14 protein-coding genes are annotated in these 14247 nt (G+C 42.5%); 5 read left to right on the top strand and 9 right to left on the bottom strand.

The window, feature by feature from the left end:
• Nucleotides 1–34: 34 nt before the first annotated feature.
• The 5 genes from H6G32_RS15420 to H6G32_RS15400 all read right to left on the bottom strand — a co-directional run bounded on the left by H6G32_RS15420 (nt 35) and on the right by H6G32_RS15400 (nt 2794).
• Entirely contained in the window at nt 35–466 is a 432-nt protein-coding gene (locus H6G32_RS15420) for a DUF29 domain-containing protein (RefSeq protein ID WP_190459780.1), read from the bottom strand.
• A 19-nt stretch (nt 467–485) separates the two neighbouring features.
• On the bottom strand, nt 486–701 hold the full coding sequence (locus H6G32_RS15415) for a DUF433 domain-containing protein (protein ID WP_190459778.1): 216 nt from the start codon (nt 699–701) through the stop codon (nt 486–488).
• 169 nt (nt 702–870) lie between these two features.
• Nucleotides 871–1692, bottom strand: coding sequence for a hypothetical protein (locus H6G32_RS15410; protein ID WP_190459776.1), 822 nt, complete (start codon nt 1690–1692; stop codon nt 871–873).
• 35 nt (nt 1693–1727) lie between these two features.
• Entirely contained in the window at nt 1728–1952 is a 225-nt protein-coding gene (locus tag H6G32_RS15405; protein ID WP_190459774.1) for a DUF4351 domain-containing protein, read from the bottom strand.
• Nucleotides 1953–1987: 35 nt separating this feature from the next.
• Nucleotides 1988–2794 carry a DUF4351 domain-containing protein gene (locus H6G32_RS15400; RefSeq protein WP_190459771.1) on the bottom strand — a complete coding sequence of 269 codons (807 nt, stop codon included), beginning with the start codon at nt 2792–2794 and terminating at the stop codon, nt 1988–1990.
• A 235-nt stretch (nt 2795–3029) separates the two neighbouring features.
• Between H6G32_RS15400 and H6G32_RS15395 the strand changes: the two genes are divergently transcribed.
• Together H6G32_RS15395 and H6G32_RS15390 are read left to right on the top strand one after the other, a co-directional pair.
• The gene (locus H6G32_RS15395) at nt 3030–3272 is read left to right on the top strand and encodes a CopG family ribbon-helix-helix protein (protein WP_190459769.1); all 243 of its coding nucleotides are present in this window, start codon (nt 3030–3032) and stop codon (nt 3270–3272) included.
• Nucleotides 3262–3540 (top strand): type II toxin-antitoxin system RelE/ParE family toxin, encoded by a 279-nt coding sequence (locus H6G32_RS15390; RefSeq protein ID WP_190459766.1) that lies wholly within the window; start codon nt 3262–3264, stop codon nt 3538–3540. Before H6G32_RS15395 ends, H6G32_RS15390 begins: the two co-directional genes overlap by 11 nt.
• Nucleotides 3541–3578: 38 nt before the next feature.
• Here H6G32_RS15390 and H6G32_RS15385 read toward each other — a convergent pair whose 3' ends face one another.
• Both H6G32_RS15385 and H6G32_RS15380 read right to left on the bottom strand, forming a co-directional pair.
• Nucleotides 3579–3848 carry a LapA family protein gene (locus tag H6G32_RS15385; protein WP_190459765.1) on the bottom strand — a complete coding sequence of 90 codons (270 nt, stop codon included), beginning with the start codon at nt 3846–3848 and terminating at the stop codon, nt 3579–3581.
• Between the two features lie 56 nt (nt 3849–3904).
• Complete coding sequence (locus H6G32_RS15380; RefSeq protein ID WP_190459763.1) at nt 3905–5332, bottom strand: phosphoglucomutase/phosphomannomutase family protein; 1428 nt, start codon at nt 5330–5332, stop codon at nt 3905–3907.
• A 110-nt stretch (nt 5333–5442) separates the two neighbouring features.
• Between H6G32_RS15380 and H6G32_RS15375 the strand changes: the two genes are divergently transcribed.
• Nucleotides 5443–6297, top strand: a complete 855-nt coding sequence (locus tag H6G32_RS15375; protein ID WP_190459760.1) for a PD-(D/E)XK nuclease family protein — start codon at nt 5443–5445, stop codon at nt 6295–6297.
• A 21-nt stretch (nt 6298–6318) separates the two neighbouring features.
• Here H6G32_RS15375 and H6G32_RS15370 read toward each other — a convergent pair whose 3' ends face one another.
• Together H6G32_RS15370 and H6G32_RS15365 are read right to left on the bottom strand one after the other, a co-directional pair.
• Entirely contained in the window at nt 6319–7680 is a 1362-nt protein-coding gene (locus tag H6G32_RS15370; RefSeq protein ID WP_190459758.1) for a hypothetical protein, read from the bottom strand.
• A 302-nt stretch (nt 7681–7982) separates the two neighbouring features.
• Nucleotides 7983–9653, bottom strand: a complete 1671-nt coding sequence (locus H6G32_RS15365) for a transglutaminase-like domain-containing protein (RefSeq protein WP_190459756.1) — start codon at nt 9651–9653, stop codon at nt 7983–7985.
• 295 nt (nt 9654–9948) lie between these two features.
• Between H6G32_RS15365 and H6G32_RS15360 the strand changes: the two genes are divergently transcribed.
• Both H6G32_RS15360 and recF read left to right on the top strand, forming a co-directional pair.
• Nucleotides 9949–12807 carry a cation-translocating P-type ATPase gene (locus tag H6G32_RS15360; RefSeq protein WP_190459754.1) on the top strand — a complete coding sequence of 953 codons (2859 nt, stop codon included), beginning with the start codon at nt 9949–9951 and terminating at the stop codon, nt 12805–12807.
• A 117-nt stretch (nt 12808–12924) separates the two neighbouring features.
• The gene (recF, locus tag H6G32_RS15355; protein ID WP_190459885.1) at nt 12925–14058 is read left to right on the top strand and encodes a DNA replication/repair protein RecF; all 1134 of its coding nucleotides are present in this window, start codon (nt 12925–12927) and stop codon (nt 14056–14058) included.
• The last annotated feature ends 189 nt before the right edge of the window (nt 14059–14247 follow it).

Below are 14247 nucleotides of genomic sequence, written 5' to 3'. Positions count from 1 at the left end.
TTTGTTAATTATTAATTAATAAATTTTTAATTTTTTATTCAGGTAGCCAGTCTTCATTTAATACTAAATCTAAAGAATATGGGCAATTTTCTGGAAATACAGAAATTAGTAATCCTGTTTGTTTCGTAGCTTGCCGACGTGCTCTTTCATAGCTTTCTTCAAGTTGTTCTGTCGGATACTTTTTAAGACTGGGACTATCTTTAATAGTTAATTCAATTTGGGTACGAGCATCAGTGATAGAATCTAGCCAACTATCTGAGCGCCGCTGGGGTTGATATTGCCATTTGAGCAAATGTAAAAGCAAGCGAATTAGTTGACTATAAATTGCTCGCTTTTCACTTTTACCCAAGTCGGAAATCTCCTCAATTAAATGTTCTTTATCAATTTCTTGCCAGCGATTTTCCCGCAATAGTTGGGCTGTTTGTTCTATCCAAAAGTTGAAATCTGTTTGATATGTTGCGCTCATAACTTGCTGGTGAGTGAGTTTATTTAACAGTTTCCCGTTCTCTATCAACGGCATAGCTGAGACAAGCTAGGATATCTTCTTGTGTCAAATAAGGAAAATCACTAAATATTTCCTCATAAGTCATGCCGGAAGCAAGATATGATAAAACATCATATACGGTAATTCGCATCCCACGAATACAAGGTTTCCCACCTCGTTTTCCTGGTTCAATGGTAATAATATTTTGATACTGCATATTGTTTAAAGGTAGGCTGGTTTTGTTTTCTATTTTAACTGCTTACCGTACTACCTGATCGCTGTTTTTTGTCTCACGCAAAGGCGCAAAGGCGCTAAGAAGAAAGCAAATAAGCGTTTTGTTTTGTCAAGAAGTCTAGGATTACTGATACTGGAAGTACAGAACAGTATTAGACTGTCTCTCCAACTTCAGAAGATTTCTTCTTTTCTTGCAACATTTGGTCAATTTCGGTTACAAAGTTTTCAATATTGTTGATTACTTCATTAACGATTGATTCATCAATAAGAATCTTTTTACTATCTTTAGTTTTTCCATTTCTATGGACTAAATCATGTCTAGTAGCTATATATTTGTAAATTTTGCCGCTTTCGGGAAATGAAATATTTAGAATTGCTTTGTACATTTCGCTAACTTTTGGCAAGTTATGGTATATGATTTCCAGCATAGTTTTTTTTGCTATTTCTTCTGCTTTATCAAGGTAGTTAAATAACTCATTCATTCCCAATTTTTGTTTTTTAAAGTCTTTAAATGAATAGAAGAAAGATTTAATATATTCTTGGTCTGATAAAACCGTGTTGATAAACGCGTCAGACAAATAAGTTTCAAGACAAGTGATTGCACCAATATAAATTTGCCTTTTGAGACTTTTTTGAGTCTTATCACCAGAAATCAGGATGCTATTGAGAACTCTTAAACTTTTAATTTCTTCAGAGAAGGTGTGATAAAACTCAGTATTGGATAAGATCGCATCCAATTGATTATCATCAGGTTCATCTGGATCTAGCCAAATTTCTACATCCCCGCCTTCATAACTCATTAACTTTTCACTGACGAGATCATTAACGTCATATCCCATCTGGTAATACTCGTAAAGTTCAGGGTGTTGAACTTTTGCATAGTCTTCATCAAGATAACAATAGTCAATTTTTCCGCCTGATGCCATTGTTAACTCTTCTACCCATTCATCCCAAGTCAATTCTTGCTCAATCATAATTTCTTTTCAAAGTAAAAATATAGTAAACCATCTTACCCTTGATTAGCCATCCAATCTACCAAATCAGACAGTTGTGAAAAATCTAAAAATACATCCACAAGTGCATCTAACTGTTGATTTGATAATTCTTTGATTTGTGACTCTAATTCTGGTAAAATTACCCCAAAGCGCCGATTGATTTTACGGAAAATAATTTCCAATTTACCAATGTTCATGCCTTTTTGAAAAATCTCTTGATACTTTGGGGCTTCTTCCATTAATTCCTCTCTGAGATTTCAACTCTGCCAAGATTTTACCCTTGATTATCCATCCAAGTTACTAAATCAGAAGGTTGAGAAAAATCTAAAAGTGCTTCGGAAAGATCATCTAATTTTTCACCTGATAACTCTTTAATTTGTGACGCTAACTTTGGCGAAATCTCCCCAACACGACGTTTCAACTGGCGGATAACAAGCTCTAATTTACCGCGCTTAATAATTTCTTGATACATGGGTGCTTCTTGCATAAGTTCCTCCCGGAGATATTGTTGAATTAATTGTTTATCAAACTTCAAACTAGCCAATACTTCTACACAAGCTGCAATATTCTTTTGCTGCGGCTGTTCTTCAATTTTATCTATAGCTAAAGCAACTTGCTGTAGTAATTTATTTGGTTCATCTGTCTTGGCTAAAACTGCTAATGGTAATAAAGCGGGAACTTGTAAAAGAGGTTCGCTTTCTTGTTCCCATACCCTGATCACTTGGTATTGATGCCGTGTATTCTCTACTATTAAACTATCAACAAAAACATCAGGTGAATTTGTCTCCTGGAGAAAAATCACTACCTGTTGTACAGGACACGAATATTTACGGTAAATCCTCAACCAATAATCTAACATCCGTATTGGCATGGGTGGATCAGATTTTGGCGAAGTTTGAATTTCTAGATACAGAATGCGATTTAATGTCGGTAGCAGAAACAATGCATCACAACGAATCGGTTGAATAGGTAACTCAGTCGGTAGTACCTCAATTTTATTGATATCTTCTGCAATTAACCATTGCACAAAAGATAACGGGTAATTATCGGTGAGGTAGCGGCAAATATTATCGTAAGCCAAAGATTTTCATTTAAAACACACAATTTAGATTTTAGCCCCTTCCTCTGGTGCGCCTTTGCGCCTTTGCGCGAAACCAAAACCCTAAAAATCTTCATCATCAACAAAAAACTCTGCATCTTCATCTAAACGCGATGGGCTATGCCCCACGGTAGGTGATTGCACCTCCTATTACTTGCATTGCAATACAAAATAAGGCAATATGATATTATGCAATACAGATTGATCTGGTGAGGCGATGAGCAAAGAAAATATTACCTTTCGGATAGACAGCGAGAAAAAAACCGCACTTGATACAATTGCCACAGGGATGAACCGCGATCGCAGTTACGTTTTAAATGAAGCAGTAGCCGCTTATTTAGAAATGTATCAATGGCAAATCGAAGAGATTCAAAAAGGTATTGCTGAAGCTGATGCTGGAGACTTTGCTAGTGATGAAGAAGTAAAAGCCACATTTGCCAGACTTACCCATGCAGATTAGATGGCTACGTCGGGCGCTGCGTAACTTAGAACAGGCACATAGTTACATTCTCAAAGACAATCCCACAGCAGCACCGGAACTAATATTGAAGATTCAAAATGCTGCCAATCAACTAGAAAATTATCCCTTTATGGGGAAATCTGGACGTGTAGAGGGGACAAGGGAACTGATAATTTCTAACTCACCGTATATACTCATTTACCGAGTCAAAGAAGAAACAGTAGAAATTCTGCGAGTTCTCCACACCTCAAAACGCTATCCCGATTAACTTCTCTGCGCCTTTGCGCCTCTGCGTGAAAAAAACTCCTAAAAATCCTCATCATCAACAAAAAACTCTGCATCCTCATCAACTCTAGACTGAGACTCACCCAACCCCCAGAGAGGCTGCAAAACCGCCATTCCTATCAATCCCACCGCAGCGCTAAAAGCCAGCACCAAACCCATTGGGATTTGCACCGATTGGAATATCAAAAACTTTAACGATACAGGGGTGGCGTTTTGAACAGAGATAATCGCGATCGCCACAACCCAAACAGCTATAACTACAGATATCAGCAAACTAGTAATATTTTTCATAACTTAAAAAATAATTCCCCTCCCCGCAAGCAGAGAGGGGCTAGGGGGATTCTACACTACTCTAGTTTAGCGATCGCACTCTTCATTTCTGCAGCGATTTGCGCGAGTTTTTCTGGAGAGTTGGTTTCCAGGTAAACCCGTACCAGCGGTTCAGTACCAGAAGGACGCAGCAGCACCCAGCTACCCTCTTCTAAATAGAGTTTAATGCCATCCTTGCGCCCGACTTCCTTCACCTTAATTCCGGTGACTTCTGTCGGCGGGTTTTTGGTAAAGGCGTCGATCACAGCGATTTTGTGAGGTTCGGTGAGGTGTAAATCAAGGCGATCATTATACAGCGGCCCATCAGCTTCGGCGATCGCTTCCTTCACCAATTGACTTAAAGGTTTACCCTCATAAGCTATAGCCTCAGCCACCAGCATATCGGCTAAAACGCCATCCTTTTCAGGGATATGCCCAATAATACTTAAACCGCCTGATTCTTCCCCACCAATCAGCACAGCAGTTTCCCGCATCTTTTCACCAATGTATTTAAAGCCTACAGCGGTTTCATAAATTTGCAGCCCATGTTTAGCGGCGAAATTATCTAGCAGGTGAGTAGTAGCCACAGTCCGAACAATCGCACCGGTTTTACCTTTGTTTTTTATTAAATGACGTGCTAGAACTAACAGCACAGTGTTGGGAGTAAGAACAGTTCCCTGTTCATCAACAATACCAAAGCGATCGCTATCGCCATCCGTAGCCAAACCCAAATCCGCATGATCAGCCTTGACAGCTTCCACCAAGCCAACCAATTCTTCTCCCTTGGGTTCTGGCATCCCCCCACCAAACAGCACATCCCGCCAAGCGTGGAAGCTTTCTAACTGACAGCCACTGTGCAACAAAACCTCATCTAAATAGCCGCGAGAGGTAGAATAGAGCGCATCATACTTGACCTTTAAATTAGCCCCCCTAATCTTTTCTACATCAAGTAGTGTATAGATAAATTGCAGGTAATCTGGTTTCGGATCAAAAGTAGAAATTGCTCCTGTTGGGTTGCTTCCGGGCAACTCATCCGATGCACCTTCTATATTTGCCACAATAGTATCAGTAATTTCTGGAGTGGCAGGCCCAGCATAGTCTGGGATATATTTAATTCCACAGTAGGGTGCTGGATTATGGCTAGCGGTAAACATTAACGCCCCAGCGGAATTCAGGTGACGGGCGTTGTAGGCAATTACTGGTGTAGGACAATCCCGATCAGTAATTTTCACATTCCAACCCAAATCTGCCAAAACTGCGGCAGATGTCCGGGCAAACTCATCCGCTAAAAACCGAGTATCGTAGGCGATCAGCACCGGTCTGTCTTTGCTATAGGCTGTTTCCAGATAACTAGCTATTGCCCTAGTCACTTTCCGCACATTGGGGAAAGTAAAATCATCGGCAATAATACCTCGCCATCCATCAGTACCAAATTTTATCTTGCTGGAATTGCTACGGTTGCTCATATATGCCACTTTCTCCCGTGCATGATTGTTTCGTTACTAATAGGAAGCTTCCCGCAAAGCGTGCGTAGCCGCAAGTATCCCACCGTATTTTCTCCCATTGTGCCTGAGCGATGTCAACCCCCGACCGACCATTTGCCAGCTATCACCTTTGGTCTTTAATTGCCCCAGCGACAGGGCAAGAACGCTGGCATTGCCAGATGAGGCGGGGGTTTATCAAAGCGCGGCAACATGAACCACAAGTTAAATCCCTGTTGGCAAATACCACACCACCCCAGCGGATTGGTATCCTTGCCCAAAAAGGGGTATATGAATTTCACCATCATCGGCATTTGTTAAATCAGTCCGATGGGGTAGAAAAAGTTGCCCAGCTACTAGAATTGAGTAATTCTGCTGAACAAGTTAAGCAACGGGTGCTGCAAATTTTGCAAAAATACCATCATGCACCCTTGCTTTTGGGTAAACACATTCTTCAATTAACTCCTGGAGATGAAGGTTTTCCCAAACCAATTATTATTGAACAAGAGGAATATTGCTTTCGGTTGTATGCAGCTATGGACTGTGTTTTTAGTGAGTCCGATAGCACTTTACATATATTAGATTTCAAAACTGGTAAATCTGCTTTTGACCGCCGACAAGCATTAGTTTATTTGCTAGCTGCTCACTATCTTTACCCTGGAAAAATAGCCTTTGCCTCATTTTATAATTTAGAAGTTTGTCAAGAATCGGAGTTAATTAGTATAAATAATAGTGAATTAATATCTTTAGAATTTGAGTTAGCTAATATTGCTCAAAAGCACCAGCAAGATTTACAAAAATATCAAGCAGAAAATAATAATTTTAATAAAATATTTCCACCCAACCCTGGAACCCACTGCCGCTTTTGCCCCTTTAATTCTATCTGTGAGTTTTCCAGCTTAAAATCTTCACAATCAAGCCCAAGGCCAATTTCTAGAACTCCCAGGTAATTTCCTAAAATTGACTGAGCATTAACGCATTTGCTTAAAGTAGGATACATCAAGATTCCCAAAGTGAATACTGAGGGCGATATTTAATTGTTCTAGAGCTTTGACTAACCACTGAATACAATTAGTAGTAGAAGATTCGTAGTGGTTAAACAAAATTGCCAACCGCTTTTCTAGATGTGGCTTGACTTTACGACAAATTAGCACAATTTTCAGCAACAACCCAATGGTGAGCATCGAACCTTGGTTAGTGACCAAATCCACAAAGGTAAAGTGCTGCGGTGATAATTGGCTATTAACAACTAAAAAGTTGAGTAGCTGACTACAAGTTCTCACAACTAAAAAATCATCTAGTTTCTGAGAATTAGCTTGTGGTAATGTATTTTGCAGTTGGTTATATAACCGCTGATTAAATTGGCGTTTTCCATATTCTCCATCAATGGAGGATGTCAGGTATTGATATAGATCATCTTTAAAAGCGCGGAAAGAAGAAACCTGACTGCTATAGCGTAAAAAATTCTGCGCTAAGTCTTTGTAGGTGTAGTCACCTTCAACTTTACCGATAAATTGTTTAAGTGTGGAAAATAGTTCGCGATCGCTCAACAATGTAGGATTATTAACAGGTCGTAAAATCCGATTGATATCAGCTACTGAAGCTCCTTGGATTATCTGATTGCAGCGCACCTTATAGATCACATATTGCGACAAATCAATTTCAAATTTTTTCTGAGCTAGTGTCTGAATTTGCCGCACTGTCTGCTGCTGTTCTGAGGTAGAATCTTCACTGATTAAGTAATGTTCATGTAAGTAAGGATAGCGGCGAATCAATGTGATCAGCGGCTGATTTCCCTTTTCAGTATCCAACTGACTGGGTTGATTGACTACCTGGGTGAACCGAAGCAAAATTTGGTATTGGTCACTTTCGGTAAACACCTTGATTAGTTCACGCAAGCGCCTAATTTCTCTGTAACGTAAACTAGCTGACCTTGATTTGATAGGTGGGGATACAAATAAGTTGATTAACTCAGAAATGGCATGATGCATTTGGGGTTGCATATGCCATCGATTTATTAAAATATGACAGCAACGGTTGAGAAAAAACTTAAACTCCTGTACTGCTGTCTTCGAGGCTGTAATTTTGTCCAGCATTAACGGAATTTGTGGCTCAGGATAACCTAGACCCTCAATAAATAAGGCTCGAAAGCGCTCAATCATTTGTCCGGGAGATTCTAGGCGTACTAAATGCAGCAAATGTTGGTATATCTGCTGCTCTTCGGGAGGAGAGTAATGAGGATTATGAGTATTGTCTAAGTTCCCCCCAGTCCTCCTGTCAGAGGGTGTTTGTAGCACCGTTTTTTCAAATTCAGGATTGATCCAAGTATTCACTTTTTTATTACCGTTGAAAAACTGGGTTTATATCTATCGTTCGGCAGAACTGTGCTTTTTTCAACCGTAAGAAACCCGATTTCTACTATGACTGATTTTTCTATGTAAGAAAATGATCAAAATCACATCTTCTTAGTTAAACCAGTAATTGAAATAACTTGATCAAGCAGTAATCAAGCTCAAACGCTAAATATTAATTAAAATTATTCGCCTGAGAAAATAAGGGAATGGGGAAACTGTAAAAATGCCCCATACCCTTTGCCTAGTAATTAATTACCAATACCCAATGCCCAATTCCCAACTCAAAAAGGTGGTAATTCTTTAAGAATTGTAAACCGAATATGATTAATTGCCAAATCACCAAGAGGTACATCTTCTTTCGTCAGTCGGGTACCATTACTGGTAACAGTTTCAAAGGTGACACCTTTACCAATTTCGATGTGATACCAGCATAAGCCCATAAAAAAGCGTGTGGGATATGGGCCAGCATCCCCAACATCATCAGGATTCGATTCCATTGGCAACCAGCCAATATTCGGTATGTAGAACTCTAGCCAAACATGGTTAAAGTCAGGTTGCAAGGGTACACCTTGTTGTTCACCATTGGGAGGGCATTTGTACCTGCCTACGGTGCGGCAGGGAATACCATTCAAACGGCAGAGGGCTAGTAATACACCGACGTATTCGCCACAGGAACCCACACCACGTTCTAACACTACATCTGGTGTATCAATGTAGGGTTTAATACCATAAGATAACTCATCGTAAACGTAGTTGCGGATATTGTACATTTTCCGCAACATATTAGTTTCCGAACCGATGGCTTCACGAGAGGCACGGCGGACAATGGCAGTATCCATTGCTAAGTCGTCATCATCCACTAGGTAGCGAGCTTGGAATTCTGGTGAGAGTTCGGGTTGTCCTTCTGCATCTTTAGGTGTGATGCGATATTTGATCCCTCGGACTTCTAACAGCGCTTTCCAGCCAAATAGATGTCGTTCGCCTGGGGTGAGGGCATCAAATTTAAATACTGCCACCCGTTGTCCCTCAAGGATTTCTTCTGTGAAGGGTAAACCAATGGGTTCAACGTGTTTCACCTTTTGGCGTTCAGTTTCTGATGGTAGGGCGATGCGCCATTCTACGTTTGGTAAATACACCTCGTCTAGGGGGGAAATTTCCTCAACATAGGACATTTCTACGAGATAACCATTAGAGAGGGCGTAGCGTTTATCTGGCTCGTAATGATAATACAGGGGGTGAATAAAAGTGCGATCGCGGTAGGTTAGCTCATGATTCGGGTCTGCATTGGGGTTATCCCGAATATAAGGCTCCTCAGAGGCATAAGCGATGTAGAGACATTCCTGTCCTGTTTCATCATTTTTATGTAAGCCGATGCCTGTAGGCGAGTCAAAGGGAGTCAGCACACTAAAGCGAATTTCTCCAGTTGCTCTGTCCATTGAGTAAACTGTTTGTTCTAGGCGATCGCAAACCCAAAGATTTTCTTGACTGACAGTCAAATTTTCTACCCCAACTCCAGGGGCATAAAATCTGGTAATTTCTTTGCGTGTCTCACGATCAAATACTAGAATGTAACCCAGCCTTTGACAACTGACATAAACTGTTGACTCCCAAACAGCAACGCCGTCAGCAGGATAAGGTAATGTGGCGAAATGCTCCAGACCTAACGAGGCCAGCTTTGACAAATAAACACTGTTACCACGGGTTACCCACAAGGTATCTTCCCAGACTGCTATACCAGTGACCTCAGCAAATTCTCTTACTTGGTGGGGATTGAGTATTTTGCAGTTATCAGAGGTAGGATCAATTTCCAGGAGATGTCCCTTGCTACTGTCGATAGCTATGAGTCTATCTTTGATGAAAGCAATGCCATACAGGGTAGCGGCAGTAATCGGTCGGATCGTTTTTTGCCCAAACATTTGGCTAGAGGTCAAACTGGGGAGTGCAAAACTCATATCAAGCATATTAATTCAACGGTTTAGCACGCCTAGAGTCAATTGTGGCATATATTTTGATTGATCAAGGCACTTTTGCTTTGTGTGATTTACCCTTTTCCAGAAAATTTGTTCTCAATAAATTGTTATTAAGAAATATTACATATTTTCTCAAGAAGAAAATTGGCAAGGGTAACCGAATCACTTCTATACTTTATACAGCTTGGCGACAGCCCTAATGTAACTTTAGTTGATGGTTTTCCTGCCATCGCTAAATTATGATCGAATTTTGTAACCATTTCCTGTGACCTATACGATGTCTGCTAATTCTTTGCCTGAAGCTGCTGCCGTTTGGCATAGTTTAGAAGTTGATAAAGCGCTAGACCTGCTTGATAGTAACGCAGACGGAGGCTTAACAACTCAAGAAATTCAACAGAGGTTGCAAAAATACGGCCCCAACGAACTCGAAGAAAATGTTGGCCGCAGTGCTTGGGAAATTCTGCTGGATCAGTTCAAAAACATTATGTTGTTGATGCTGATTGGCGTGGCCTTAATTTCTGGGATTTTAGACGTGATTGCTTGGCAAGCAGGCAACTTGAAGCCTGGTGAAGTGCCATTCAAAGATACGATCGCGATTATGGCGATTGTCATTCTCAATGGCATCCTTGGCTATGTCCAAGAAAGCCGGGCGGAAAAAGCCCTAGCCGCCCTAAAAAAATTGTCATCTCCCTTAGTGCGAGTCCTGCGCGACGGCAAACTGGTGGAGGTAGCAGCTAAAGAAATAGTTCCAGGGGATGTCATGCTGCTAGAAGCGGGTGTGCAGATAGCCGCTGATGGACGCTTGATCGAACAGTCTAATTTACAAATACGTGAGTCGGCATTGACTGGTGAAGCGGTAGCTGCCAACAAACAGGCAAAACTAACATTACCAGTAGAAACAGATTTAGGCGATCGCGTCAATTTAGTCTTTCAAGGCACGGAAGTCGTCCAAGGACGAGCCAAAGTTCTCGTCACCAACACCGGGATGCAAACCGAACTTGGCAAAATTGCTGCCATGTTGCAAGCGGTGGAGAGTGAGCCTACGCCTTTACAGCAGCGAATGACCCAACTAGGCAACGTTCTAGTTACTGGTTCTTTGATTCTAGTAGCGATCGTTGTGGTTGGCGGCATCATTCAGGCAAGAGGCTTTAGCAACATCCAAGACCTCTTGGAAGTGTCTTTAAGTATGGCGGTGGCTGTAGTCCCAGAAGGCTTACCTGCCGTAATTACCGTTACCTTGGCCCTAGGAACCCAGCGGATGGTGCGCCGACATGCCTTAATTCGCAAACTGCCAGCAGTAGAAACATTGGGTTCGGTAAACACAATTTGCTCTGATAAAACTGGGACCTTGACTCAGAATAAAATGGTGGTGCAATCAGTCTATACGAATAATTCTGCTTTTCGTGTCACTGGCGAAGGTTATGCACCCACAGGAGATTTTCAGTTAAATGGGGCAAAAATTCCCGTAGATGAGTATCCAGAAATCTCTGCTTTACTAGTCGCCTGTGCCGTTTGTAATGATTCGGTACTGCAACAAGACAAAGGGGAATGGGCGATTCTCGGAGATCCCACAGAGGGAGCATTAGTCACCCTGGCGGGAAAAGCGGGAATTGAAAAAGACCAGTGGAACAGTAAACTACCCCGTGTTGGTGAATTTCCCTTTTCCTCTGAACGCAAGCGCATGAGCGTAATTTGTCAGGTGGAAGAAGTCGCCACAGGTGAAGCTTCTGTGACATCTGTTGATCCAGCGATCTCTGGATTTTTGCAATCTGAAAGTTACTTAATGTTTACCAAAGGTTCACCAGAGTTAACCTTGGCACGTTGCACTCAAATTCATCTAGGGACTTTAGCCGCCCCTGTGAGCGATGAGCAACGTCAGCAAATTTTGGCAGAAAATGATCGCCTGGCGAGTAACGGTTTGCGGGTGCTAGGTTTTGCCTATAAACCCCTGTCCGAAAACCCGCCAGAAGGGTCAGATGAGACATCAGAGCAAAACTTGGTTTGGCTGGGATTGGTGGGGATGCTAGATGCCCCTCGTCCAGAAGTTAAAGCCGCAGTGCAAGAGTGTCGGGAAGCAGGCATTCGCACAGTGATGATTACTGGAGACCACCAGTTAACCGCACGGGCGATCGCCACTGATTTAGGAATAGCCGAGTCCGGTGTACGCGTCCTCACGGGTCAGGAATTGCAGCGGATGAGCGACGAAGAACTAGACCAAAACGTTGACCTGGTGAACATCTACGCGCGAGTCGCCCCAGAACACAAACTGCGAATTGTCCAAGCAATGCAACGCCGGGGCAGGTTTGTGGCGATGACAGGGGATGGCGTCAACGATGCCCCAGCCCTGAAACAAGCTGATATTGGGATCGCAATGGGCATCACTGGTACGGATGTGAGTAAAGAAGCCAGCGATATGGTGCTACTAGATGACAACTTTGCCACCATTGTCGCCGCTACCAAGGAAGGCAGAGTCGTTTATACCAACATCCGCCGCTTTATTAAATACATCCTGGGTAGTAACGTTGGCGAAATTCTCACCATTGCAGCCGCACCACTCCTCGGACTGGGAGGTGTTCCCCTTACCCCCTTGCAAATTCTCTGGATGAACTTGGTCACAGATGGTTTACCAGCTCTTGCATTGGCGGTGGAACCCCCGGAACCAGATGTGATGAAGCGTCCGCCCTTTAGTCCCCGCGAAAGCATCTTTGCTAGGGGGTTGGGTTCTTACATCGTTCGGATTGGGATTATCTTCGCCATCATTACCATTATTCTCATGGAGTGGGCATACAATCATACCCATGCCGCTGGCTATCAGGGTAATAGTGAAGCTTGGAAGACGATGGTATTTACTTCCCTCTGTATTTCCCAAATGGGTCATGCGATCGCCATTCGCTCTAACAACCAACTGACTATTGAGATGGATCCCTTCTCCAATCTTTTTGTGCTGGGATCTGTGGTAGTGACAACGATTTTGCAACTAATGCTAGTTTACGTTCCACCTCTGCAAGCTTTCTTTGGTACTCACCCTCTAAGTCTCTCGGAGTTGGGGGTTTGTATTGGCTTCAGTGCCTTGATGTTTGTCTGGATCGAAATGGAAAAGCTATTCTTCCGGTTTATGGGTAAGAAAACTGTGTGATTGGGAATTGGGGATTAGGGATTGGGAATTCGGGATTGGGGATTAGTTTTTACCAATTACCAATTACCAATTACCAATTACCAATTACCCATTACTCATTACCCATTGCCCAACACCATGTACCTCAAATCCATTCACCTCCGACAGTTTCGTAATTACCAAGACCAAAAGGTTGAGTTTACTGCTGCCAAAACGATTTTGGTTGGTAATAATGCTCAGGGAAAGTCTAATTTGTTGGAGGCGGTGGAGTTACTGGCAACATTGCGATCGCACCGGCTCTCACGCGATCGCGATTTAGTCCGCTCCGGGGAACCTACAGCCCAAATTAATGCCACCCTAGAGCGAGATACAGGTACTAGTGACTTGACCTTAACTTTACGCCGTAATGGTCGCCGGAGCGTCGCTCTTAATGGCGAATCCGTGCGCCGTCAAATGGACTTTCTCGGCGTCCTCAATGCAGTCCAGTTCTCCAGTCTAGATTTAGAACTGGTGCGCGGTGGCCCTGAAGGTCGCCGCAACTGGCTAGATACACTCTTAATCCAACTCGAACCGATTTATGCTCACATTTTGCAGCAGTATAACCAGGTTTTACGCCAGCGCAATGCTTTCTTAAAACGCCATGTAGAGACTTTGCCAGCAAAGTCTCTACAATCTGAATTAGCCCTCTGGGATGCACAATTAGCTACCATCGGCACAAGCGTAATTAGACGCCGACACCGAGCTATCCAGCGACTGACGCCCATCGCCGCCGCTTGGCACGCTAGTATTAGTGGCAGTACAGAAATACTACAAATCAAGTACGCGCCTAATGTGCCTCTGACGCCAAACAATCCAGAAGCAGTGCACTCAGACTTTTTGGACAAAATACAACAGCGAGCCGTTGCCGAAATATACCGAGGCACGACCCTTGTCGGACCTCACCGCGACGAAGTAGAATTAATTATTAACCAAACACCAGCTCGTCAATACGGTTCTCAAGGTCAGCAACGAACCCTGGTTCTAGCCTTAAAATTAGCAGAACTACAACTAATTGAAGACGTCGTCAAAGAGCCACCACTACTCTTGCTTGATGATGTTCTAGCGGAATTAGACCCATCCCGCCAAAATCAATTGCTTGATGCTATTCAAGATCGCTTCCAAACCTTGATTACTACCACTCACCTGGGTTCTTTTAATTCCCCTTGGTTGAATTCCTCCCAAATTCTATTTGTGAAGGCGGGAGAGATATCATCAACAGTAAATTTTTGCTAAATCAGTAGTTAAAAGTCAATAATTTGACTACAAAAATTAATATTTTACTCGATTAATTGGGTATTTTTTGAGTCTGTTTAGCTGAAACAAAAAGAAGCCTCTCACCTACCCGAAGGGAGGTGATGAGATGAATTTTTGGGTGATGAGGAATTGACCTCTAACCAATTCAATCCGCTGTCCTTGAGAGGG

The organism is Cylindrospermum sp. FACHB-282 (assembly GCF_014697195.1).
Lineage (GTDB): Bacteria > Cyanobacteriota > Cyanobacteriia > Cyanobacteriales > Nostocaceae > Cylindrospermum.
This window is presented reverse-complemented; position numbering and strand designations above follow the sequence as displayed.